A 24,087-nucleotide genomic window follows, 5' to 3' on the forward strand; every position below is an offset into this window, starting at 1 on the left:
GCTCGTTTCAGTCGCGATAGAAGACCTGCACCAGGTGATAACCGAACTTGCTCTTGATCGGCCCGTGCACGGTACGCAGCGGCTTCTTGAAGATCACCTGGTCAATTGCCCCGACCATCTGCCCCGGACGCACTTCCCCCAAGTCGCCGCCGCGCTTGCCCGAAGGGCAGGTGGAGTGCTTCTTGGCCAGCACGTCGAAGGCTTCGCCCTTGGCAATGCGTTGCTTGAGTTGTTCGGCTTCCTCGGCGGTCTTGACCAGGATATGACGGGCTTGAGCTTTCATTGACAGATACCTTGAAACGGTGGAGCGGGCGACAGGGTGCGCGATTATGCCCGAAGATCAGTTGCCGTGGCCGATCATGTCGCGCACCCGGTTGGCCAGTAGATCAAGGGTAAAGGGTTTGGCGATGAGGTCCATGCCTTCTTCGAGAAAGCCCTGGCGCTCAGCGGCTTTCTCCGCATAGCCGGTCATGAACAACACTTTGAGCTCTGGACGATGCTGACGGGCAATCTCAGCCAGTTGCCGACCGTTCATGCCGGGCAAACCGACGTCGGTTACCAGCAGGTCAATGCGCAACGCAGACTCCAGCAACGGCAGGGCGGTTCGTGCATCAGCGGCCGGATGGACGGTGTAGCCCAGCTCGTCCAGCACGTTGAGCACCAGCATGCGTACCGCCGGGTCGTCCTCGACCACCATCACCGACTCATCGGCGGCTGCCGTGGGCGACTGTGGGGTGTTGGGCGTGGGCGCCGCCTCGTCGGCCTCGGCGTGAAAGCGCGGCAGGTAAAGACGCACGCAGGTGCCTTGGCCGGGTTCGCTTTGCAGCGTGACATGGCCGCCGGACTGCTGGGCAAAGCCATAGATCATCGACAGCCCCAGGCCGGTGCCCTGGCCAATGGGCTTGGTGGTGAAGAACGGGTCGAAGGCCTTGGCCAGGATCAGCGGACTCATGCCGGTGCCATTGTCGCTGACGCCAATCATGACATAGTCGCCAGCCTTGACCGACTCCAGGGAGTTGATATCACTGCCGTCGAGGCAACTGTTAGCCGTTTCGATCAGCAGCGTACCGCCTTCGGGCATCGCATCGCGGGCATTGATCACCAGGTTGAGCAGGGCGCTTTCCAGTTGTCCGGTGTCCGTGTTCACCGGCCAGATATCCTGGCCGAGCCGGACTTGCAATTGGATATGGGCGCCTTTGGTGCGACTGAACAGCTCTTCCAGCGATTGCACCAATTGGTTCGGATCGATGCGCTTGCTGTCCAGCGATTGCCGACGGGAGAAAGCCAGCAGGCGATGGGTCAGGGCTGCCGCACGCTGGGCGGAGTTGATCGCAGCATCGGCAAAACGTCCGATCTCGGCACTGCGCCCTGCGGCGATATAGCGCTGCATCAGGTCGAGACTGCCGATGATACCGGTGAGCATATTGTTGAAATCGTGAGCGATACCGCCGGTCAACTGGCCGACCGCTTCCATTTTTTGAGCATGGCGCAGGGCATCTTCGGCGCGCTCGCGCTCGAACATTTCGTTCTGCAGGCGCTGGTTCGACTCGGCCAGCGCCTGGGTGCGCTGGGCCACGCGCTCTTCGAGGGTCTCGTTGAGATTGCGCAGCGCCTCTTCGGTTTGTTTACGCTCGGTTTCGTCGCTGACGAAGATATAGAAACCGTTGACCGCACCGTCCTGACCATAGCGTGGCAAGTAGCGCATCGCCGCGTGCCGCCTGCGTCCGTCGCGGTGCAGGTTGTCGATGCTGAAACTGCAGGCCTTGCCCGCCAGCGCGTTGGCGATGTACTCGGCGCGTTGGGCATAGGCGTCCTCACCGAACACTTCGAGCAGGGTCTTGCCATAGAGTTCTTGGGGGGTCTTGCCGAACCAGTCGAGGTAAGCGCTGTTGTTCAGGCGAAAGCGCTCCTCGTGGTCGACATAGCCGATCAGCGCCGGTACGGCATTGATCACCAGTTGCAGTTCGGTCTGGCTCTGGCGTAGCGCTTGTTCACTGTGTTTGCGTTCGGTAATGTCCAGGGCCGCCCCGACAAAGCGTTGGGCCCGGCCATGGGGCCCCCGATAGCAGCGGCCTCGGGCGAACACCCAGCGGACCTGGCCACGGGTCTGGACCCGGTATTCCTCGGCATGTTCGGTATTGTTCTCCAGGCAATACTTGATACCACGCGCTACCAGCCCACGATCTTCCGGGTGAACGCTCTGCATATAGGCATTAAGAGGCGTGTGCGCCGCCTGAGCCGGGTCGACGCCGTGCAGCCGGGCAAATCGCGCATCGGTGACGAAGCGGTCCTGATCGATATCCCAGTCCCAGGTGCCGAGGGTACCCGTGGCAGCCATCGCCAGTTGCAGGCGGTCTTCGCTGTCCTGCTGAGCCTTGATGCTCGCTTCGGAGCGCTGCCGCAGTTCAAGGGTCAGTCGGCGTTCATGGGTTTCGATCACGGTGATCAGGATGCCGGCAACGTCGCCCCGTTCATTGCGCACCGGGTTGTAGGTCAGGTCCACCCAGAGATCGATGTTCACGCCAGCGTGGCGCACCTTGAAACATTGCTCCGCCAGGCTGCGGGTCTGGCCTGCCAGCACGTCTTGAAAGATCGGCGTGCTGAAGTCCTGGTAATCCGACCAGGTTTCGTTGGCCGGCTGGCCGAATGCCTCGGGATGGCGGTCGCCGATAAGCCGGGCGAAGCTGTCGTTGTAGATCTGTACCTGTTGCGTGCCCCAGAGCAGCAGCATCGGTATGGGCGAATGGGTGACGATATCGACTGCGGTACGCAGGCTCTGTGGCCAGCGATTGATTGCGCCCACGGGATTGTGCGACCAGTCCTGGTGACTCATGAGGGTGGCGACGTCGTTGTCGGGGATCGATCCGTTCATAAACCTGCCTTGAAGGTAAAACTTTGAGTTGCGCGGCGGCTTATTATCCCCCCAAGCTGTAGACCATTACCAATTCGAAATGACACCGGATTAATGGTTTGAATCTCAATTGACTGTATTGCGGAAACCCTTGCCATGGAAATCCAAGCGCTATTGAAAATTCTGGCCGTCCAGGACGGTTCGGACTTGTACCTGTCGACCGGGGCGCCACCGTGTGCCAAGTTCAACGGCGTACTCAAGCCGTTGGGTACTGAAGCGCTCAAGGCCGGCGAGGTGGCGCTGATCGCCGACGCTATCATGGACGCCGAGCAGCGCCTGCAGTTCGAACGGGAGCTGGAGATGAATCTGGCGATGTCATTGCCGGGTGTCGGGCGCTTCCGCATCAATATCTTCAAGCAACGCAACGAAGTCTCGATTGTGGCTCGTAATATCAAGCTGGAGATTCCGCGTTTCGAAGACCTCAAGCTGCCGCCGATCCTGCTGCAAACCATCATGGAGAAGCGCGGCCTGGTGCTGTTCGTCGGTGCTACCGGCTCAGGCAAGTCCACCTCGCTGGCGGCCCTGATCGATTATCGCAATCGGCACAGCGGCGACCATATCATTACCATCGAGGATCCGGTGGAGTATATCCACCGGCACAAGAAGTCGATCATCAACCAGCGCGAAGTAGGGGTCGACACCCGCAGCTTCCACGCGGCGCTGAAAAACACCCTGCGCCAGGCCCCGGATGTGATCCTGATCGGCGAAATCCGCGATCGCGAAACCATGGAGCATGCCCTGGCCTTTGCCGACACCGGGCACCTGGCGATCTCTACCCTGCATGCCAACAACGCCAACCAGGCGCTGGACCGGATCATCAACTTCTTTCCGGAAGACCGTCGTTCGCAACTGCTCAATGACCTGGGTAACAATCTGCAGGCCTTTGTTTCGCAACGGCTGGTGCGTACCACCGACGACAAGCGCCGGGCGGCGGTGGAAGTGATGCTGGGCACGCCGACTATTCGTGATTTCATCAAGCGCAACGAGTTTGCCGAGCTCAAGGGCATCATGGAGAAATCCGAGATCAGCGGCATGCAAACCTTCGATACGGCCTTGTTCCAACTGGTGGTGGAAGGGGCGATCGACGAAGAGGAAGCGCTGAAGAATGCCGACTCGGTCAACAACTTGCGCCTGCGCCTGAAGCTGCATCATGACAATGGCGCACTGGCCCAGCAGACCATGCCACCCGCGGCGCCGGTGGCGGCGCCGGAGCTGGATGTGAAGGATTGGGGCCTGGTGGACGATGGCGAACGCGGCCCGGATTGAACCTCCTCGACCGTGCGCACCAGCGGTGTCCTGTCGTAGCCCCAAACGTCCATTGTTTGATTACCGTCGCCTGTGGTTTTCCGGGATCACACCACCTGATGCCGATACGGCAGGTCCGGCCCGGTGCGGCTGCAGGTGATCGCGGCGGCACGGACGGCGAAGTCCAGCATCTCGTCGATCTGAGCCTTGTCCAGGCGTTCCAGGCCTTCCACCGAGTCCAGTTGATGTTCGGTCAACCAAGCGATCAAGGCTGCCTGGAAGGTATCGCCGGCGCCGACCGTATCGGCGGTGACGACTTCGCGCGCGGGCACTGACCAGTGGCCATGGCGGCGGCTGAATACGCTGGCACCCTGGTTGCCACGGGTCAGGAATACCACCTGGCAGCGCTGGGTAAGCCAGCCCTCGGCAACGCTCCGTGGGTCGCGATCAGGGTAGAGCAGGCTCAGGTCCTCGTCGCTGACCTTGATCATGTCGGCGTGTTCGGCCAGCTCCGCGATACGCTCGCGCCACAATTCAATATTCGGCTGTGGGTTGAGGCGCACGTTGGGGTCGAGGGTGATCAACCGGCGACCGCTTTCCCGCCGTACCAGGGTCAGCAGGGTATCGGCAATCGGCTGCACCACCAGCGAGAACGAGCCGATATGCAGGCCACGGACCTCGTCACCGAGTGACGGCAAGTGCTCCGCCAGCAACTGGCGGTCGGCACAGCCTTCGCCACGGAAGCTGTAATGAGGCGAACCGTCGGCACCCACGGCGACCATCGCCAGGGTGGTGGGGGCCGTGAAGTCCAGTAGGTAATCGGCGCGCACGCCTTCTTCGCACAGGACTTGTTGCAGGCGCCGTCCCAGGTAATCGGTAGACAGCCCGGCCAGCAACGCCGCGTCGACGCCCAGGCGGCGTAGGCCGACCGCGACGTTGAACGGCGAACCGCCGGCAATGGCCTTGAAGTTTACCTTGGAGGTTTGTCCGCTTGCGTCAGGCTCACTGAAAAAATCGAACAGCGCTTCACCACAGACCAGATACATGGATGCTCACTCTTGAATGGCCGCGACCTGTTGACGGTAGCGGTGATAAATCGGTTGATAGGTGCTGACATTGGCCGGAGTCGGCCAGGTTTCGCTGGCGGCGTCGAGGTTGACGCAACGCTCGCATAGTGCCTCCAGACTATGAATCTCCCCGGACTCACACCAGGCCGCCTGGATCGCCGCGCCGAGTGCGGCGGCCTCGCTCTGTTCGGTACAGATCACTGGTGTGTCCATGATATCGGCGACCATCTGTCGCCAGACCGCACTCTTCGCGCCACCGCCAATCAGGCGAATACCATGACTTTGCAGGCCGTTGTCGCGCAGCAAGTCGAGGCCGTAGCGCAAACCAAAGGTGGTGCCCTCGACCACGGCGCGGCACAGGTTGGCCTGGGTCAGGTTGGTCAGGGTCAGCCCCAGTAGGCTGCCGCTGGCCTGGGGCAGCGCGGGGACCCGCTCGCCGTTGAGAAACGGCAGCATGCTGACGCCGTTGGCGCCGATAGGGGCCTGCTCGACTTGGGCATTGAAGTCGTCGAGCCCGAGATCGAACAACTCGCGCACCGCGCCAGTGGCGTTGGTCAGGTTCATGGTGCAGATCAGCGGGAGCCAGCCGCCGCTGGAAGAACAGAACGTCGCTACCGCGGCATCGGCACTGATCTGCGGTTGTTCGGCGTAGGCATAGACGGTGCCGGAAGAGCCCAGACTCATGGTAATCACGCCGGGACGGATGTTGCCGGTGCCGATGGCGCCCATCATGTTGTCGCCACCACCGCTGGCGACCAGGGCTGCTGGGTTGATGCCCAGGTGCCGGGCGATTTCGGGCAGTACCCGGCCGACTGGCTGGTGGGCTTCCAGCAGTTCCGGGAGGGCGGCTTGTAGGCGTCCGCTGGGGTCGATGTCGCTCAGCAGTTGCAGGTCCCAGTTGCGCTTGCGCACATCGAAGTAACCAGTGCCCGAAGCGTCGCCGTACTCCGCGCAAGCACGACCGGTCAGCCAGTAGTTGAGGTAGTCGTGGGGCAGCAGGATATGGGCAATCCGGGCGAACAGTTCAGGGTGGTGTTCTTGGGTCCAGAGCAGCTTGGAGAGCGTATAGCCGGGGGCAATCACCAAACCCAGGCGTTCGAGTGAGCCTGCTGCGCCGCCCAAGTGTTCTAGCAGGCGCTGATTTTGCGGGGTGGTTTCGGTGTCGCACCAGAGCTTGGCCGGGCGCAGAACGTGGCCTTGCTGGTCAAGCAGCACCAGGCCGTGCTGTTGGCCGGAGACGCCGATGCCGAGAATCGACTGGCCGTCGATCCCCGCAACCTGCACTGCCTGGCGGGTGGCCAGGGTAAAGGCTTCCAGCCATTGGCTGACGTCCTGTTCGCGACGGCCATTGGCACCGCTGATCATACTATGAGGGGCCGAGCCCTGGCCGAGCACCCGGCCGCTGACGGTGTCGAGGACAATCGCCTTGGTGCCTTGGGTGCCGCAATCAATGCCGAGGTAGAGTTTCTGCTGCATGCTTGGCCTGCTTGAATAGGGCTATAGCTGTGTGGCGAGTGGACCTGTGGCGAGCGCCACCGTGGCGTTCCGACAAGACCGCTCGCCACAAGGGGCATCACAGATTCAGTTTGTTTTGGCCAATAAACGCTCCAGTGTCTGGCTCACGCCGACTTCCTGCAAGCTATTGAGGTTCTTTTCGAAGGCCGCGACAAACGCCGCCGATTTGGGAATCGCCGTACCGAAGATCTCTTCCACCGCCAGCAAGCGCTGCGCGATCAGTGCGTCGTCGGTCACCAGTGCCTGGCAGAACTCGGCCCGTGGGTCGGCAATACGGTAGGTCGTGCCGTTTTCATCGACACCCTTGAGGTACAGCGCCCAGGCCGCCACCACCAACGCCGCGCGCTCGGTGTCGCGACCGTCGGCGATCAATCGGTTGATGGTGGGGACGGTGAACTTGGGGAGCTTCGAGGAACCGTCGGAGCAGACTCGCTCCAGCTGGTCGGCAATCGTCTGGTTGGAGAAACGCTTGACCAGGGTGTCCTTGTAGTCGCTCAGATCGATCCCGGGCACCGGCGCCAATTGCGGGGTCACGTCAAGGTCCATGTAGGCGTGCATATAGGCCACGAACAGCGGATCGTTCATGGTTTCGTGGACGAAACGGTAACCCTTGAGGAAGCCCAGGTAGGTGAGGGCCAGGTGACTGCCGTTGAGCAACTTGATCTTCATCTCTTCGTAGGGCGTGACGTCGTCGGTGAACTGCACGCCGACCTTTTCCCAGGCTGGCCGACCGTTGCTGAACTTGTCTTCCAGGACCCACTGCACAAAGGGTTCGCAGACTACTGGCCAAGCGTCGTCGACACCATGCTCATCATGCAGTTGCAGGCGATGGGTGGCGCTGGTCATCGGCGTAATACGGTCGACCATGGCGTTGGGGAAGCTGACGTGTTCGGCGATCCAGTCGCGCAGGTCGGCATCGCGCAAGGCGGCGAAGGCCAGCAGCGCCTTGCGGGTCATTGCGCCGTTGTGCGGCAGGTTATCGCAAGACATCAGGGTGAAGGCCGGGACGCCATGGGCACGACGCTGGGTCAGGGCCGCGCAGAGAAAACCGAAGACCGTCTGCGGCTCCTCTGGGTGACGCAGGTCGTGCTGGATCTGCGGCAAGTGGCTCATGAATTCGCCGTTGCTGTCGTCGATGCAGTAGCCGCCTTCGGTGATGGTCAGCGAAACGATACGAATCTGCGGCGAAGCCAATTTGTCGATCAGCACCTGGGCACCGTCCTGAGCCAGCAGCATGCCACTGATGGAAGCGATCACGCGGGTCTCGGTGTCGTCGCCTTCGCCCAGCTCATAGAGGGTGTAGAGATAGTCCTGGGATGACAGGGCGTCGCGTATGCCCTGGTCTTCTTTCCGCAGGCCGACGCCGCAGATGCTCCAGTCCAGGCCCTCGCCGAGGTTCATCAGGGCGTCGGTGTAGTAGGCCTGGTGAGCGCGGTGAAAGCCGCCGACGCCGATATGGGCAATACCTTGCCGGGTGTTGGTTGCCGCGTACTGGGGCACGGCGACTTCAGGGGCTAGGTTGTGCAGGTTCTGTTTGTTCAGGTTCATTGCAAGGATTCTCGTCAATCAGGCGGCAGCGCGTAGCGGGCGGGCGACCGCAACGCCGTCGGCATCGAATAGGTGGCAATGGGTGCTGTCCAGGTGCAGGTTGAGCGTTTCGCCGTACTGGCTGGCCATGTCCCCGCGGATACGCATGGTCAGTGGTTCCCCGGAGTGGGTCACGACGTGGCAGAAGGTGTCGCTGCCCAGGCGTTCGCCGACATCGGCGGTGACTTGCAGGGTGCAATCCCCGGCCTTGGCGATTTCCAGGTGTTCCGGGCGGATGCCCAGGGTCACCGGGCTACCGACACTGAGGCTGGCACCGCTGTGAGGCAGGCTGATACGGGTGCCGGCCTCAAGTTCGACCTCACAGCCCTGGCCGTCGATACGGCTGACCTTGCCCTTGAGGAAGCCCATCTTCGGCGTGCCGAGGAAACCGGCGACAAACAGGTTGGCCGGCGAGTGATAGAGCTCCAGAGGTGAGCCGACCTGTTCGATACGACCACTGTTGAGGACCACCACTTTGTCGGCCAGGGTCATCGCTTCGACCTGGTCGTGGGTCACGTAGATCATGGTCGCCTGCAGTTCCTTGTGCAGCCGAGCCAGTTCCAGGCGCATCTGCACCCGCAGGGCGGCGTCGAGGTTGGACAGCGGTTCGTCGAACAGGAAGATCTTCGGATTGCGCACGATCGCCCGGCCGATGGCCACCCGTTGGCGTTGACCACCGGAGAGTTGCTTGGGTTTACGTTCGAGCAATGGACCGAGTTCGAGGATCCGTGCGGCCTCGTTGACCTTGCGCTCGACGTCGGCCTTGGCTACGCCAGACAGGTCCAGGGCGAAGGACATGTTCTTGCGCACGCTCATGTGCGGATACAGGGCGTAGGTCTGGAACACCATCGCCAGGTCGCGTTTGGCCGGGCTGACCTCGGTAATATCGCGACCGTCCAGTTCGATGGTGCCAGAGGTGACTTCCTCCAGGCCCGCGATCAGGCGGAGCAGGGTCGATTTGCCGCAGCCGGACGGCCCGACGAAGACCACGAATTCACGGTCGCGGACTTCCAGGTCGATGCCTTTGATGATGGAAAAACCTTCGAAGCCTTTTTTCAGATTCTTGATTTTCAGGTTGGCCATGATGAGGCTCCTTTTGAGACTTGTTCTGGGGTCATGCGCTTGAGTGTGTTTGTTGCAACGTGGCCCTTGTAGGCGCCGGGTTTGTCGGGACGTCGCATCGAGCGAACAGGCACTGGAAATCGTCAAAAGCTTCGCGAGCAATCAAGCGTCGACGGGATGCCCCTACAGGTTGCGTAGTGTTCTCATCAGCGCACATGGGACTCGTTCATTTATTTCACGGCGCCGAAGGACAGGCCGCGTACCAGCTGTTTCTGACTGATCCAGCCGAAGATCAGGATCGGTGCGCAAGCCAGGGTCGAGACGGCGGACAGCTTGGCCCAGAACAAGCCTTCGGGGCTTGAGTAGGACGCGATCAAAGCGGTCAGCGGCGCGGCGGCGGAAGAGGTCAGATTCAGCGACCAGAAGGCCTCGTTCCAGCACAGGATCAATGACAGCAGCATGGTCGAGGCCAGTCCACCCTTGCTGATCGGCAGCAGCACCCGAATCATTTCCTGTTGCAACGTGGCCCCGTCGAGGCGGGCGGCTTCGAGGATGTCCTTGGGGATGTCCTTGAAGTAGGTGTACACCATCCAGACCACGATCGGCAGGTTGATCAGGGTGTAGATCACGATCAGCGAAATGCGGGTATCGAGTAGGCCGAGGGACTTGGCCAGCAGGTAGATCGGCATCAGCACGCCTACCGGCGGTAGCATCTTGGTGGAGAGCATCCAGAGTAAGGTGCGCTTGGTTCGATGGGTTTCGTAGAACGCCATGGAGTAAGCGGCCGGTACCGCGATCAGCATGCACAACAGCGTGGCGCTGATGGAGATCACCACCGAGTTCCAGGCGAAGTGAAAGTAATCACTGCGCTCCTGAATATGCAGATAATTCTCCAGCGTCGGGGTGAAGAAAAGCTGCGGCGGCGTGGCGAACGCGTCGATCTCGGTCTTGAAGCTGGTCAGCACCATCCAGAAGATCGGGAAGAAGATCAGGATGGCGATGGCCCAGGCCAGGACGCCGAGCAGAACGCTTTGCAGGCGCCGAAATTGTTTGAGTGTGAGGGTCATGGCACGGGCCTCAAGGCTTGTCTGTCAGGTTTTTGCCGATCATCCGCACGAGGATGATCGCGGCGATATTGGCGATAATCACGGCGATCAAGCCGCCGGCCGAAGCCATGCCAACATCGAACTGCACCAGGGCCTGGTTGTAGATCAGGTACGCCAGGTTGGTCGAGGCATAACCCGGACCACCGTTGGTAGTGGTGAAGATTTCCGCGAATACCGAGAGCAGGAAGATCGTTTCGATCATCATCACCACGGCAATCGGTCGGGCCAGATGGGGTAGGGTCAGGTGCCAGAAAATCGCCACCGCACCCGCGCCATCCAGGCGTGCGGCTTCTTTCTGTTCCTGATCCAGGGACTGCATGGCGGTCATCAGGATCAGGATGGCGAAGGGCAGCCATTGCCAGGAAACGATGATAATGATCGACAGCAGCGGGTAATGGGCCAACCAGTCCACCGGTTGCGCGCCGAACACTCGCCACAGAGCCGCGAGAACTCCCGACACCGGGTGGAAAATCAGGTTTTTCCAGATCAGCGCGCCGACGGTAGGCATGATAAAAAACGGCGAGATCAACAGGACCCGGACGATGCCGCGACCGAAGAATTCACTGGCTTCGAGCAGCGCCGAAATCAGTACACCGAACACGATGCTGATCAGCAACACGCTGCCCACCAGCAACAGGGTGTTGGTAGCACCGGGGAGAAATCCCGAGTCGGTCAGAAAGTAGCTGTAATTTTCCAGGCCGACAAATTGGTTTTCGCCCGGATAGAGCAGGTTGTAGCGGATCAGCGAAAAGTAAACGGTCATGCCCAGGGGCACGATCATCCACAGCAGCAACAGGCCAACCGAGGGCGAGACTAGGAACCAGCCAGGGTTGCGCAGACGGCTTTTGCGCAGCGGCTGGGGTATATCCATATGGGCTTTGGCAGCGGAGGTATTCATGGTGTTCAAAACCAATTAGGTACAAGGAGCGGGCAATCGTCAGTCCTGCCGGGACTCAATCCCATGGGAGCGGAGCTTGCCCGGCTCCCAAAGGGGCTGTTGTCAGGGGTTACTTCGGATAACCCGCGCGTTTCATTTCACGTTCGGTGAAGGTCTGGGCATCGGCCAAGGCTTTGTCGACCGTGCTCTGGCCGGTCAGTGCGGCAGAGAACTGCTTGCCGACCTGGGTGCCGATAGCCTGAAACTCAGGAATGGTCACCAGTTGGATCCCGATATAAGGCACGGGCTTGGCGCTCGGGTCTTTCGGGTTGGCGACCTTCAACGATTCCAGGGTGACCTTGGCGAACGGCGCCGCTTTCATGTAGGCCTCGGTGTAGGTCGAAGCCCGGGTGCCCGGTGGTACGTTGGCGATGCCGTCCTCCTTGGCCACCAGCGCTCCGTATTCCTTGGAGGTGGCCCAGGTACTGAAGGTTCTCGCCGCGTCCTTGGCCTTGGAACTGGTCGGGATCGCCAGGGCCCAGGAGTAGAGCCAGGACGAACCTTTCTCGGTGACCTGTTGCGGTGCATAGGTAAAGCCGACGTGATCGCTGACCTTGCTCTGAGTCTTGTCGGTGACGAACGAGCCGGCCACGCTGGCATCGACCCAGATGGCGCACTTGCCGCTGTTAAACAGCGCCAGGTTTTCGTTGAAACCGTTACTCGAAGCACCGGGTGGGCCGGAGCTTTTCATGGTCTCGACGTAGAAGTTCAGGGCGTTTTTCCATTCAGGGCCATTGAATTCCGGCTGCCATTTTTCATCGAACCAGCGCGCGCCATAGGCATTGGCGACGGTGGTAATCAGGGCCATATTCTCTCCCCAGCCGGCCTTGCCACGCAGGCAGATACCGTATTGCTCCTTCTCGGGATGGTTGAGCTTGGCGGCGAACTCACCGATCTGTTCCCAGGTCGGCCGCTCGGGCATGGTCAGACCTGCGTCCTCGAACAGGTCGGTGCGGTAGTAGGTCATGGAGCTTTCGGCGTAGAACGGCAGGGCGAACAGGGTACCCTTGACCGACAGGCCGTCACGTACCGAAGGGAATACGTCATCGATATCGTAGGCGGCGGGCAGGTTGGTCATCGGTTCCAGCCAACCCTTGGCGCTCCAGAGTGCGGCTTCGTACATGCCAATGGTCAGCACGTCGAACTGGCCGCCCTGGGTAGCGATATCGGTAGTCAGGCGCTGGCGTAGGACGTTTTCCTCCAGTACTACCCAGTTTAACTTGATGTCCGGGTGTTCAGCCTCGAAGGTCTTCGAGAGCTTTTGCATGCGAATCATGTCGCTATTGTTGACGGTGGCTATGGTCAGGGTCTGGGCACCGAAACTGACGCCACTGATGGTCATGCAGGTGGAGACGAGCAGAGCTTTTGCAACGGCTTTCATCGAACACTCCTCTTCTAGCGCACGGCGGCGGTCGAAGGTCGGTTTATTGTTTTTTGCCTCTTCCGGTGTCCAGGAAGAATCTGCCGATAATTACAGCTCTCAATCGTCGTGCTGACAAATCCTTGGGCACACTCTTATTAATACTTTTTTGCACTGTGGCGAAATGTCGCGGGTTGGCGAAACAGCTGTTCGGGAGGGGATGGGCGTAAGTCAAGCCTTGGAAGAGAGATAAATCAGTACAGGTTCCATCATAAAAGCAAGTCGAAAGTGAGCACCTTAGTGCGTCGCATGGAGAGGTCTGCGAGTCAAATTCGCGCCACGAGCCATTGGCCACCGACTTGTGGCATCCGAACTTGAGTTAACGAGCTAAGTGTAGTGGCTTGCAATCGAAAATGGCCATGCTCGCAATCAACGTAATTTTCGGCTCAAATTAATTGCGACTGACGGGCTCCTCGTACTCACATTAACTGCGACTGAGCTTGCGTTCAGCGGCGTCTGCTTGCATTCCATTTGCGCGTGCTCAAATTAACTGCAACTGACTGACGGACCACCAAACGTTCATTTTGCGGAAACCTAGCGGGACATCTCCTCAGCCGTCAGGCTGAGGCCATAGGCGGGTTGCGTTGGTTGGCTCCATTCTTCTATAGGGGGAGCACTAGAACCGAAAACCAGCGTAAGTCCTTCCAGCGTGTGTATTCCAGCTTTCCCAGTTGGTCATCAATCCCAGAGCCTTTGGGGTCAGCTCAGGCTTCTGAAATCGCCGCCCGACGCTTCTGGCGCTGCGACTCCAGCCAGATCACCAGGACCAGCAAACCACCGCCGGCGATCAGCAAGCTGAGCAGCCAACCCAAGGTTTCGGCCAGTTGGGTAAAAAACAGGGTGTACAACTGGATGATCAAAAACGTTAAGCCATACCCCACCAACATGCCGAACCGCTGGCGCAGTCCCACCGTTAATACGCCGAGGCTAACCAGCGCCCAAAGCAAGTTGAACATCAGCAGCTCACCATCCTCGGCAAAATGCCACGGCCCGTCGATCAAGTCGTAGCTGCCAAACAGAGACAACAGCCACAAGGACATTTCGCCGACAAAAAGGCCACAGGAAATCCACACCTTGGCAAACCCACTGTAGCGGGCAAGCAACCTAGCCTCACAGCGCATATGCAACGCCCCCGCAGCCACCAGCACCGTCGCAGCACCGAGAAACCGCAGCGGATAGTTCATGCCAAACCAGTAGGCGCCCCAGCCGGACACATATCCGCTACGACCACCAAACCAGACAAAAAATAACACACTGCACAACGTCAGCAGTAACACGTTGCCCAAGGCATAGCTGAGCACCAGCAGGACTAGGAGATCGATCAGCAGCAGCGCCGGCCAGTTGCCGGAGCCGTCCGAATAGATCATCCCCACAACAAAACTCACGCTGATCAGGGCAAAGCCGCCGAGCAGTTCGGCGGTGCTGCCCAGCATCCTCAAGCCTTTCCCGGGCAACCAGCGCCCGACGACGAACAGGCCCAAGGTCAGCACTGACAAGCTGATCGCCAATTTGGGCGGGGTGAACGTCAGGTGCTCACGCAGAAACAACAGCAGACTGGCCGCCAGGCTGATGGCACCGAACGTCAGAAACCAACGCCCGAGTGAGCGCCAGTCCCATCGGGTCAAGGGATACAGTTCACCGATACGGTTGTGGGCGACGGGATCGATCTGCCCCTCGCGTAGCCATTGATCAAGGGCATCGTGGATCTGTCGATTGCGGCGATCCGGGCTCATGGACGATCCTCCCTGGCACGTAGCGCCGCGCGCTCAAACAACCAGCCCAGCAAAACACCCACAACACCGGCCACCGCGAAAAAAGCCGCGACACTCAGGTGGTCCCAGGCGTATTCATAAAAGCGCGTATATAGGTCGATGCCCAGAAACACTACACCAAACCCGGTGAAGCTGGGGTGTTTGAAACGAGCACCGATTACCAACTGGCTGATGGCCCCAACGGTGAATAGCAGTATCGAGAGCCCCGATTGGGACGAGCTGTAATTATCAAGGCTGAGAAACCACAGCGAGCAGTTGAAGTAGAGCAGTCCGAAAATCACATACAAACGCCCGAAACCGCTGAAGTGGCGGAGCGGCTCTTCTTCCGCCTGCTGGTGCCAAAGCCCCAGAAGCGCTGCCAACCCGGCAATCACTGCCATGGCTCGCGGGTCCTGGATGTTGAACACATATGACCCGCCACCAGCATAACTCGCCCAGGAGCCAAGGCCGTGAAAGGCACACAGCAGCCCCAGAAACAATGGCCAGCGTAGGTGATAACGATAGGCCGTGGCCACACTCAGCAAGGCGGTGACCAGCAGTGCCAGAGGGATGCGATCAAACCGGCCCTCGTCGGAGCCAATTCCACTGAGTAACAGGCTGCCACCTATCAGCATCAGGCCGATGGTCAAAATGGCAACACCAGCCACCGGCATACGCCCGGCCGGCTCACGCGCCAGGCGTACCCCGACCCACCACAATGTCCCCCCCGGTGATAAAAAACAGCACAACGCCGAGGGCGGCCGACTCGCTGAGGTAGCTCACACCACCCAGGATTGCCAAACCAATCAGTAACACTGCGCCGATGCCCAGCCATTGCAACACCGTGGATAACAGTTGGTTGGGACGCTGATAAGGCGCGCTCAGCCGCTCCTGGGTTTGCTGGTCGATCAAACCTTGGTGTTGCCAGGCAGCAATGTCGTGAATCATTAGCTGCTGTGTGGTTTTTCTCATGGGGTTCAGGCACAGCGCTATTGTTTGGATGATGGGGAGTGTTGGGGCATAGGCTGCTTATTTACCCTGATCATCCAGGGCCGGGCCAGGAACTACTATGGCTAAATTCAGACCACTCAAACAAATCAGCAGTCCCCTGTGAATTGTGGAGTTTGCGTCGTAGTTTAAATTGAGGTCACATTTACTGTTGAGGTCACATTAATTGCAATTAGCCGGCTGGACGTGCACATATTCCATAGCCCTCCCAGATTAAATCGGCAACCCCGCTGCCAGCATTTTGTCGCGCAACTCAGCGGCTCGTGCTGGATCGAGCATGTTGCTGAGCAACGCTTTGATTTCGGTGGGCCTGGCGTCAAATTGCTCTACTAGATCTTTAGTACGGTATCCATGGCGCGTCAGGGTTGGTTTGAGGTCATCCAGTTGACGCGACAGAACCGACTCAATCGGCTCCGCCGAGACAGGTTTCTCGCCTATCAGGTGACGGGCCTCCAGGGACAGGCTCAGATGTGCAGGTTTCCAGTAGCCAGTGAATGTATTCGCGCTGACTACCGGCGATGCCGTCGAGTGAGAATATGTCGGTGCGGTAACCGATTTCCTCCATCGTCGGACGACGCAGGTCATTGCGCAGTTGGGGATGGCCAGCCAGCACCACTGACAATCGCCCGTCACCGTCTTCGACCAATTCCATTAGCCGTTTAAGCCCCGTCAGGGTATGACCATTGAGGTCATGGGCTTCATCCACGAACAGGGCCACCGGGCGCTTGTTCTTCTTCACCAGTTCGCGTAGGTCTCGTTTGACGCGGTGTCGATACTTTCTTGCAAACTGTGCAAGCCGACGCCGGCGGCGTCCAGTTGCTCGACCAAACGGATCAGATCCTTCCGCGAGCGTCCAAGACGATCCAGGCGCCAAATCACCACGATGTCTCCTTTGCGCAGCGTGCCCAGCAAGGCAGTCAAACCTATTCGCTCGGCTTTGGCTCCACTGGTGGTATCTTCAAACAGGCGCTCGCAACCTGCTTTCTCCAACGCATCGCGTTGCAGATCGAGGAGTTGGTCGTCGGTTGAGACTCGGGCATATCCAATCAGCATGGTTTCGTCCAGATATTAGACGAAAACTCAGTGTAGCCGGATATTGAAAATTGGAAACTGCTACTGGACACCGATAATGCCGTTTTCAGAGCAGGCAACCCGATCACAACCAGTTGTCCAACAAACCTACGTTTAATGGACGGCTACGATCAAGGTTTCATTCGCAGCTAATGTGAGCAAGCCAAAATGGAATGCAAACCGACGCGGCTGAATGCAAGCTTGCTCGCAACTCATGTGAGCGAAAGGGCTCCGTCAATCGCAGTTAATCTGAGCCGGAAATTGCGCTGATTGCGAGTGCGCCAGTTTTCAAACGCAAGCCGTTACAGCTAAGCGTACAGGCCACCAGGTGGGGCGCTAACTGGAGTCGTACCTGGATCAGCTAAGATTTTGCTCGGTCAGGCGCTGGACCACCAGGCGTCGATAATGAGACGGTGTCATGCCCTTGAGCTGCTGAAAACGTCGATTGAAGTTGGAAATATTGTTGAACCCGGACTCGAAACACACATCAGTCACCGGTTTGTCGCCATCGGCCAGTAACTCGCAGGATTTGCTGATCCGCAGGCGATTGACGAACTCCACGAAGCAACGTCCCGTGGCTTGCTTGAACACCCGGGAAAAGTAGGTGGGTTTCATTCCCAGATGCTCGGCAACCTCCTCCAACGGCAGCTCCCTGGCGTAGTGGGCAAAGATGTAGTCCACGGCGCGGTTGGTACGATCAATATTGTTCTCGTCGGCCAATTGTGGGGTGGTGGCTCCGGAGAGCAGCTGGTAGTCGGTGCAGACGCTGAGCAGCTCCAGCAGAATCAGAAAGTGTCCCAAGCGCGTCACACCCTGGGAGTCGGCGATACGCTGCATCAAGTGCATAGCCTGGCGGATGGTGTCCTTGCAACGGAACTCAATGCCGTATTGGGCGCGTTCGAGCAATGGCGCCAAGGTTTTCAGTTCCGCAAAAATCCGATGCCCTTCTTCAAACAGCTCGTCGGTGAAGTTCACCAGCATGTCACGCTTGGGTACCACTTCGCCTTCGGCCACCTGGCTGATCCAGTTGTGGGGGAGGTTGGGGCCAGTCAGGAACAGGCTCTGCGGGTAGAAATTACCGATATAGTCACCAATGAAGACCTTGCCAGAGCTGGCGACGATCAGGTGCAGTTCGTATTCCTTATGGAAATGCCAACGCACCAGCGGGCAGGGAAAGCCATGCTGGCGATAGATGATGGACAGGCCATTATGGTCGTCCATCAGTTCATATGAAGGATCGGTGACGCGGGTTGTTCGGGTCATTGGAGGTGCTTTTATTGTTCTCGCCGTCAGATAATGCCTCCTTCGCCTGCCGTCCGCCAGCCTTGCGCCGACGTTCGGATCGGCGTAACCCCGTGGCCATGGCTTTGCAGGCCCTTCATTGAGGAGCAAAACAGTGAAGACCATTCTATTGATTGGTATCGGTTCCGGTCATCCGGAACAGATCACCGTGCAGGCCATCAAGGCCCTGAACCGGGCCTCGGTATTTTTCCTGCTGGATAAGGGGCAGGCCAAGGATGAACTGTTGCGTGTGCGTCAGGAAATCTGCCGGCTTTATATCGAACAGCCCGATTACCGCCTGGTGCAGGTCAGTGATCCGCTCCGTGAAAACGCCGACGGGTCCTACCGGACGGGTGTTGAACGTTGGCATGAACAGCGTGCCGAATTGTTTGCCCGGTTGATCGACGAAGAGTTGGCCGAGAATGAGTGCGGCGCCTTTCTGGTCTGGGGCGATCCGGGGTTGTATGACAGTACCTTGCGCATCCTTGATCGGGTCGTGGCCCTGGGCGGCTCGGCGTTCGAGGTCGAGGTGATTCCCGGGATCAGCAGCGTGCAGGCGCTGGCGGCACGCCATCGCATTGCGCTGAATCGCATCGGCGAACCGATCCGCATCACCACAGGGCGGCGTTTGGAGACGGCTGACCTGGACAATGTGGTGGTGATGCTCGATGCGCATTGCGCTTTTGCTCAGTTCGCCGACCAGGCGCTGGAAATCTACTGGGGAGCATACCTGGGGACCGAGGATGAACTGTTGGTGAGCGGCAAGCTTCATGAGGTGCAGGGATTGATTCGCGAACAGCGCGAGGCCACCAGGCTGCGCAAGGGTTGGATCATGGATACCTACCTGCTGCGTCGCCCTGTGAATTCGGACGAGTAAGTACTCTGGCCTTGATTCGGCGATGTTTCCTGCGTTGCTACAAGACCGTTCTTACAGAGAAGACGGGCGGTGTCGTTTAGTGTCCGCGGGATCCGACAATAGCCTGTGAGACTGTTAGAACGCCATGAGCTCCATACCAGCTATCGATCGACTTCAGTGGCGGCCCTTGGTGTTTGCCCTGCTGCTGACCAGCTTACCTGCGTTCGGGCAGGTACGAGTCGACCTGGCCTACAGTGGCGGGGTATTCAGCATCGACCCGGCTACCCTGGAGATGACCTTGTGCCGGGATAATGGCGAAGTCTCGGTACTGAGTGCGGCGGCATTCCCCGAGACCGCCAGGGCAAGTGATCTGGAGGGCTGGCGCTGGCGTATTCGCAACGGTACCGATCAGTTCCAGGTTGAGGTCGGTATCGAGCAGGACGCCTTGCGTCTCTCGGTGCGAGCCAATAAACCGGCTCGTCTGGAATGGCCCAAACCCGCGGAAGCAACTGCCATCGAGGCCCATGCCATACCGTTCGGCGAGGGCAGTTATATTCCTGGCGATGATCGCCAATGGCTGGACTGGCTGGTAAGGCGTTATGAGCCAGATGCGCTGAACGGGCTGCTGTCGATGCCGTTCTGGACCGAACTGCGCGCGGATCACTCAGTGACTTGGCTGGTGCAAACCCCTTTCGATACACGCTTTAGCATCATCGAGCAGGATCAACGGCCGCTGCCGCGAATCAGTCACGAATTCAACCGGCTGGCCGAGGGCGCGGCGTATACCGTCAGTGTGATGATCGGCCCACGGGATCCATTGTACGGTGCACGCTTTTATCGCGAGTGGCTGCTCAAGCATGACCGTTTCGTTTCATTGAAACAGAAAATCGAACTTCAGCCCCAGGTCGCCAGGCTGGGCGGCGCCCCGCATATCTACTTGTGGGGCGCCGGCCCCTTGAAAGCCGTGGATATTGCCGATTGGCCGGCGTTCCTGAAGTTTTTTGCCGCGCACCGGGCTGATCCCCGGCATCTGGCCTCACGGTTGTGGGAAGCGTTTGATTCAGCCGCACGGGAAAGTTTCGTGGCGGCCCTGTTGGAGGCGCAGGTTCGGCCAACAGGTGTTTCGATCTTCGGCCAGACCGAAGTGACCCGTGCCCTCAATACGGCGTTGCCACATGCCTTGCCGCTGGTGCCGGTCGAACCCTTGCCGGGCAAGCATGATCCGGCGGCCAACGTGGTCTGGGGGCATAAAGTTCGCGAGCAATTGGTCGAGGCCTTCGGTCCGTGGCTGGTGGCGCCTCGACGCTGGGGGGGCGGACTGTCGCTCGATACCGTAGCCGCCTTGCAGCAAGCCGGCCTGATCAAGGCCTGGTTGGGCGCCGATGATTGGCGTGACGCCATGTGGCACCCCGAAGCGGTGGAGGCGGCCAAGGCTTCGGGCTATCTGGTTGCCGTCTACGACAGCTATGGTAGTGCACACCCCTCGAACCTGCGAGCGACTTGGGCCACGGCGCAAATGGGCGATGAGCTGGCCGCAGCCGGCTATCGGGACAGCAAAGGTGACAAGGTGCGTGGTTTCAGTGGCCGGGGTGTCTATGTCAACGCTCGGTTGGTCGAACCTTACGCGCAACGAAGGATCTCGGCAGTGGCGAAAGCGGCACGTCTCAACAGCTATTTCCTCGATGTCGATGCAGCCGGCCCCGAACTCAAGGACTACACCCCAGGGCGGGAAACCAGTGAACGTGAGGATGCCCAAGCCCGTACTCGCCGCCTGTTGTTTCCAACCCATGCCCTGGACTTGGTCACGGGCAGCGAAGGTGGATTGGCGCACTACGCACCGCATATTGCCTACAGTCATGGCATCGCTACCCAGCCGTTTGCCTGGATGGACCCGGATATCGGCAAGCACAAGCAGTCGGCCTATTACCGGGGGGGCTACTGGCCGCCGGAAACTCCGGCCCTGTACTTCAAGCCGGTGCCCCTTAAACCTTCGATTGCGCGGTTTGTGACCTCCGCGCAGTTCCGGCTGCCGTTGTATCAACTGGTGCTCCACGACAGCCTGGTCAGCACGCACCATTGGGAATACAGCTCGTTGAAATTTTCCAGCGAACGTGAGCATACGGCGCTGTTGCAGTTGCTGTACATGGTGCCGCCGCTGTACCACCTCAATGATCAAGTACTGGCTCGCGACTTGCCGTTCATCAGCGCCTATGATCGGGTGTTCCGGCCATTGCACGAGCGCCTGTTCGTCGAGCGTATGAGCGATTTCCAGGTGTTGTCGGCCAATCGTCTACTGCAACGCTCGGTGTTTGCCGACGGTACCCTGATCACCGTGAATTTCAGCCTGAAAACTATGCGATCACCGGAAGGGCGGCGGCTGCCACCGCGCTCGGCATTGGTCCTGGTACCGGATCAGGAGCCGCAGTTGATCGAAATCAGTCAACTCTTCGCTTCGGCTTCATGACGAGCATGACCCGCCGATTATGCGGTTTTTCGCTTCGATCCACTGGGCCATGTATTGGGTGCTCTTGTGATGGTGATGACGTAGCATCGCCCCGGTGAAATTATCGCGTCGATGCCGTACCAACTGCTGCCGGCAGCGCTCTATGCGTGCGACCAGGGCCGGGCCGTGAAGCCGTCGGTCATAACGGGCCGCCAGCAAGGCCTTGCCGTTTGCCTGGGCCTGCAGCCATGACGATTGATCCTGATACAATTGGACCGCCGCCTGTGCCAAGGCCTCGGCACTGGTCCCGATGACGCCGGGCCAGGGCAGTTCGCCGTGCATGGCCTCGGCACCGATCGGCGTGGTGATATTCGGCGTGCCACAGAGCATCGCATCGGCGAGCTTGCCCTTGATACCGGCGCCAAAGCGCAACGGCGCCAGGCAGATGCGCGCCGCACTCATCACCCGCAGCGCGTCCTCGGCCCAGTTCATCACATAAAAACCCTGGGCGGGGTTGTGCAACGCGGTCGCCTTGGGTGGCGTGTAGGCACCGTAGATATGGAGCTGCGCCCCCGGCAATTGCTGGCGAATCAACGGCCAGAGGGTGGTTTTCATCCAGAGCACCGCGTCCCAGTTCGGCGCGTGGCGGAAATTGCCGATGCTGATAAAGTGTGCGCGGTCTTCGAAGGCAGTGAAGGTGGTGGGTTGCTCAACCATCAGTGGGCACCAGTGCAGCAAGGCCGGCGCTAGCTGGAACTGTTCGGTCAAGAGGCGAATCTCGAGATCGGAAATCATCAGGCTCAGGTCCGAACGGTAGATCGCGGCGATTTCCCTTTTGGCCAGGTCAGTGTCGCTCATCTGCCGGAACACCTCACTCAGCTCGGGAGCGAACAGCGCCGTGAAGTCATTCAGGTCCGGGTCAGCCTTCAGGCGTGCCTTGAGCTGCTGCTGGCGGGCATCGCGCAAGGCTTGCAGGTCCGAGGTCTCCAGCACGCGCACGGCGTCTGGGCAGTGTTGCTCGACCCGCCAGCCGAACTGTTCCTCCATCATGAAGCGGTCGAACAGCACCACATCCGGCTTCAAGTCGCTGATGAAACGGTCGAAGCTGTTGTTGTTGAGCTCGATGATCTGCTCGTCGATGCCCAGGCTGTGTAGATCGGCCTTGTGTTCTCCGGCACTGGCGGGGCTGGCAAAAGTAATCCGCCAGCCGGCTTCGAGGAAGCTTTCGAGAATCTGCATCATGTGCCCGCCGGCAGCCGAGGACCGGGGTTCGGGCCAGACATAACCGATAACCAGGACGTGGGTGGTGTCGGTGGCACTCATGGGCAGCGTTTCCTTGAAGCGGGCAGGGCAAGAGAAGGGGTGCAATTAAACCACAGCGGCCGCCGAGATTGACCTGTTCCCATGCACTGCGTAGCCTTGCAGGTTCGAGGTTCTTCGGCATCTGGCCGAAGCTAAGAAGGGAACGCGGTAAGCCGCGGCTGCCCCCGCAACTGTAGACGGCTCGATAACCCTGCAAAGCCACTGCCTCTGGCGGGAAGGCGCGGGAATCGGCGGATCGGAGTCACTCCGCACGCCCGACCGTAAGCCAGGAGACCTGCCTCGTGACAGATTCTCACAGGGACTCTACGAAACTCGCCTGGGCGGTAGCGTAGGATCCCGTAACCGGGCGGGGTGATCCGGTGGCGAAGCTTTCCGCGCCCGTTGCCGGCAGCGGCTTTCGTCCCGTATGCCCGCTACTTTTGCCAAAGGGCATCCGATGAAAACACTGGCCAAACTTCCCGTCACTATCGTTACCGGCTTTCTCGGCTCGGGCAAGACCACCTTGCTGCGCCATATGTTGGACAACGCCCAAGGCCGCCGTATCGCGGTGATCGTCAACGAGTTCGGCGAACTCGGTATCGACGGCGAGATCCTCAAACAGTGCACCATTGGCTGCACCGAGGAAGAAGCCAATGGCCGCGTCTATGAGCTGGCCAACGGTTGCCTGTGCTGCACCGTACAGGAAGAGTTCTTCCCGGTGATGCGTGAGTTGGTGGCCCGTCGCGGCGACCTCGACCATATCCTCATCGAAACTTCCGGCCTGGCACTGCCCAAGCCGCTGGTCCAGGCGTTTCAGTGGCCGGAAATCCGCGGTGCCTGCACCGTCGATGCGGTGATCACCGTGGTCGACAGCCCAGCCGTCGCCGCTGGCACCTTTGCCGCGTTCCCGGACCAAGTGGATGCCCAGCGCAAGCTCGACCCGAACCTGGACCATGAGTCGCCACTGCATGAGCTGTTCGCCGACCAACTGTCGAGCGCCGACCTGGTGATCCTCAACAAGGCCGACCTGATCAGCCCCGCAGATCTGGCCAGGGTCCGCCTGGAAGTGGCCGAAGAGCTGCCGCCAGCGGTGAAGGTCATCGAAGCCAGCAGCGGGCGTCTGCCGCTGGACGTGTTGCTGGGGCTGGGCGCCGGTTCCGAGGCACATATCGACGGTCGCCACAGTCACCATGACCATCACCACGACGGCGATGATCACGACGACCACGACCACGATGCCTTCGACTCGATCTCCATCGAGCTGCCGCAAGCCGACGAAAGCCTGTTGCTCGATGCCCTGACCCAGTTGGTGGTGCAACACGGCATCCTGCGGATCAAAGGCTTCGCCGCGATTCCCAACAAACCGATGCGCCTGCTGATCCAGGGCGTGGGCACTCGTTTCGACAAGCACTTCGACCGCGCCTGGGGTGCTGACGAGTCGCGGGTCACTCGTTTGGTGCTGATTGGTCAGGAACTGGACGCCGCGTTGCTCGAATCGACGCTTCGTAACGCATTGACGGCCTGA

At 59.7% G+C, this 24,087-nt stretch carries 19 protein-coding genes, 1 pseudogene and 1 riboswitch; of the genes and pseudogenes, 4 read left to right on the top strand and 16 right to left on the bottom strand.

Translation table 11 applies throughout. The annotated features are described in order from the left end of the window. Positions 1 to 7: 7 nt before the first annotated feature. Both BMX68_RS06355 and BMX68_RS06360 read right to left on the bottom strand, forming a co-directional pair. The gene (locus BMX68_RS06355) at positions 8 to 283 is read right to left on the bottom strand and encodes a peptidylprolyl isomerase (RefSeq protein WP_017133756.1); all 276 of its coding nucleotides are present in this window, start codon (positions 281 to 283) and stop codon (positions 8 to 10) included. 57 nt (positions 284 to 340) lie between these two features. Beyond that, the gene (locus BMX68_RS06360; protein ID WP_060782453.1) at positions 341 to 2,872 is read right to left on the bottom strand and encodes a PAS domain-containing hybrid sensor histidine kinase/response regulator; all 2,532 of its coding nucleotides are present in this window, start codon (positions 2,870 to 2,872) and stop codon (positions 341 to 343) included. Positions 2,873 to 3,007: 135 nt separating this feature from the next. Here BMX68_RS06360 and BMX68_RS06365 point away from each other — a divergent pair, with 135 nt between their 5' ends. Beyond that, positions 3,008 to 4,177 carry a PilT/PilU family type 4a pilus ATPase gene (locus BMX68_RS06365; RefSeq protein WP_017133757.1) on the top strand — a complete coding sequence of 390 codons (1,170 nt, stop codon included), beginning with the start codon at positions 3,008 to 3,010 and terminating at the stop codon, positions 4,175 to 4,177. A gap of 86 nt (positions 4,178 to 4,263) precedes the next feature. On the opposite strand, the gene BMX68_RS06370 is transcribed toward BMX68_RS06365, so the two are convergent. From BMX68_RS06370 to BMX68_RS06430, 13 genes and pseudogenes are all read right to left on the bottom strand, one after another. After that, positions 4,264 to 5,202, bottom strand: a complete 939-nt coding sequence (locus tag BMX68_RS06370; protein ID WP_017133758.1) for a carbohydrate kinase family protein — start codon at positions 5,200 to 5,202, stop codon at positions 4,264 to 4,266. Positions 5,203 to 5,208: 6 nt separating this feature from the next. Beyond that, complete coding sequence (gene xylB, locus BMX68_RS06375; protein ID WP_017133759.1) at positions 5,209 to 6,699, bottom strand: xylulokinase; 1,491 nt, start codon at positions 6,697 to 6,699, stop codon at positions 5,209 to 5,211. 105 nt (positions 6,700 to 6,804) lie between these two features. Further along, positions 6,805 to 8,286: a mannitol dehydrogenase family protein gene (locus BMX68_RS06380; RefSeq protein ID WP_017133760.1), complete on the bottom strand. Its 1,482-nt coding sequence runs from the start codon at positions 8,284 to 8,286 to the stop codon at positions 6,805 to 6,807. 18 nt (positions 8,287 to 8,304) lie between these two features. Beyond that, a complete protein-coding gene (locus BMX68_RS06385; protein ID WP_017133761.1) occupies positions 8,305 to 9,408 on the bottom strand; it encodes an ABC transporter ATP-binding protein in 1,104 nt (367 codons plus the stop codon). A 209-nt stretch (positions 9,409 to 9,617) separates the two neighbouring features. Then, positions 9,618 to 10,454: a carbohydrate ABC transporter permease gene (locus BMX68_RS06390; protein ID WP_017133762.1), complete on the bottom strand. Its 837-nt coding sequence runs from the start codon at positions 10,452 to 10,454 to the stop codon at positions 9,618 to 9,620. Between the two features lie 10 nt (positions 10,455 to 10,464). Beyond that, complete coding sequence (locus BMX68_RS06395) at positions 10,465 to 11,391, bottom strand: carbohydrate ABC transporter permease (protein WP_017133763.1); 927 nt, start codon at positions 11,389 to 11,391, stop codon at positions 10,465 to 10,467. A 109-nt stretch (positions 11,392 to 11,500) separates the two neighbouring features. Further along, positions 11,501 to 12,772, bottom strand: coding sequence for an ABC transporter substrate-binding protein (locus BMX68_RS06400; protein WP_425262056.1), 1,272 nt, complete (start codon positions 12,770 to 12,772; stop codon positions 11,501 to 11,503). Positions 12,773 to 13,554: 782 nt separating this feature from the next. Then, positions 13,555 to 14,583, bottom strand: coding sequence for a membrane protein (locus BMX68_RS06405; protein WP_017133765.1), 1,029 nt, complete (start codon positions 14,581 to 14,583; stop codon positions 13,555 to 13,557). Continuing rightward, positions 14,580 to 15,320, bottom strand: a complete 741-nt coding sequence (locus tag BMX68_RS06410; RefSeq protein ID WP_176987670.1) for a hypothetical protein — start codon at positions 15,318 to 15,320, stop codon at positions 14,580 to 14,582. Before BMX68_RS06410 ends, BMX68_RS06405 begins: the two co-directional genes overlap by 4 nt. Then, the gene (locus BMX68_RS25840) at positions 15,289 to 15,573 is read right to left on the bottom strand and encodes a hypothetical protein (protein ID WP_169316122.1); all 285 of its coding nucleotides are present in this window, start codon (positions 15,571 to 15,573) and stop codon (positions 15,289 to 15,291) included. Before BMX68_RS25840 ends, BMX68_RS06410 begins: the two co-directional genes overlap by 32 nt. Before the next feature lie 439 nt (positions 15,574 to 16,012). Next, on the bottom strand, positions 16,013 to 16,483 hold the full coding sequence (locus BMX68_RS26625; RefSeq protein WP_428829781.1) for an AAA family ATPase: 471 nt from the start codon (positions 16,481 to 16,483) through the stop codon (positions 16,013 to 16,015). After that, positions 16,369 to 16,662 (bottom strand): annotated as a pseudogene (locus tag BMX68_RS06425) (recombinase family protein); the annotation flags it as partial. The pseudogene BMX68_RS06425 and the gene BMX68_RS26625, both read right to left, overlap by 115 nt. A gap of 375 nt (positions 16,663 to 17,037) precedes the next feature. After that, the gene (locus BMX68_RS06430; RefSeq protein WP_017133769.1) at positions 17,038 to 17,943 is read right to left on the bottom strand and encodes an AraC family transcriptional regulator; all 906 of its coding nucleotides are present in this window, start codon (positions 17,941 to 17,943) and stop codon (positions 17,038 to 17,040) included. A gap of 133 nt (positions 17,944 to 18,076) precedes the next feature. Between BMX68_RS06430 and cobF the strand changes: the two genes are divergently transcribed. After that, entirely contained in the window at positions 18,077 to 18,838 is a 762-nt protein-coding gene (cobF, locus tag BMX68_RS06435) for a precorrin-6A synthase (deacetylating) (RefSeq protein WP_017133770.1), read from the top strand. A gap of 124 nt (positions 18,839 to 18,962) precedes the next feature. After that, positions 18,963 to 21,281, top strand: coding sequence for a glycoside hydrolase (locus BMX68_RS06440; protein ID WP_026013378.1), 2,319 nt, complete (start codon positions 18,963 to 18,965; stop codon positions 21,279 to 21,281). Here the strand turns inward: BMX68_RS06440 and BMX68_RS06445 are convergent. After that, positions 21,276 to 22,583: a glycosyltransferase gene (locus BMX68_RS06445; protein WP_017133772.1), complete on the bottom strand. Its 1,308-nt coding sequence runs from the start codon at positions 22,581 to 22,583 to the stop codon at positions 21,276 to 21,278. The genes BMX68_RS06440 and BMX68_RS06445 overlap by 6 nt on opposite strands. A 90-nt stretch (positions 22,584 to 22,673) precedes the next feature. Then, positions 22,674 to 22,879, top strand: a riboswitch (cobalamin riboswitch). A 140-nt stretch (positions 22,880 to 23,019) separates the two neighbouring features. Between BMX68_RS06445 and cobW the strand changes: the two genes are divergently transcribed. Then, positions 23,020 to 24,087 carry a cobalamin biosynthesis protein CobW gene (gene cobW / locus BMX68_RS06450; RefSeq protein ID WP_017133773.1) on the top strand — a complete coding sequence of 356 codons (1,068 nt, stop codon included), beginning with the start codon at positions 23,020 to 23,022 and terminating at the stop codon, positions 24,085 to 24,087.

It is taken from the genome of Pseudomonas agarici (assembly GCF_900109755.1).
GTDB classification, from domain to species: domain Bacteria; phylum Pseudomonadota; class Gammaproteobacteria; order Pseudomonadales; family Pseudomonadaceae; genus Aquipseudomonas; species Aquipseudomonas agarici.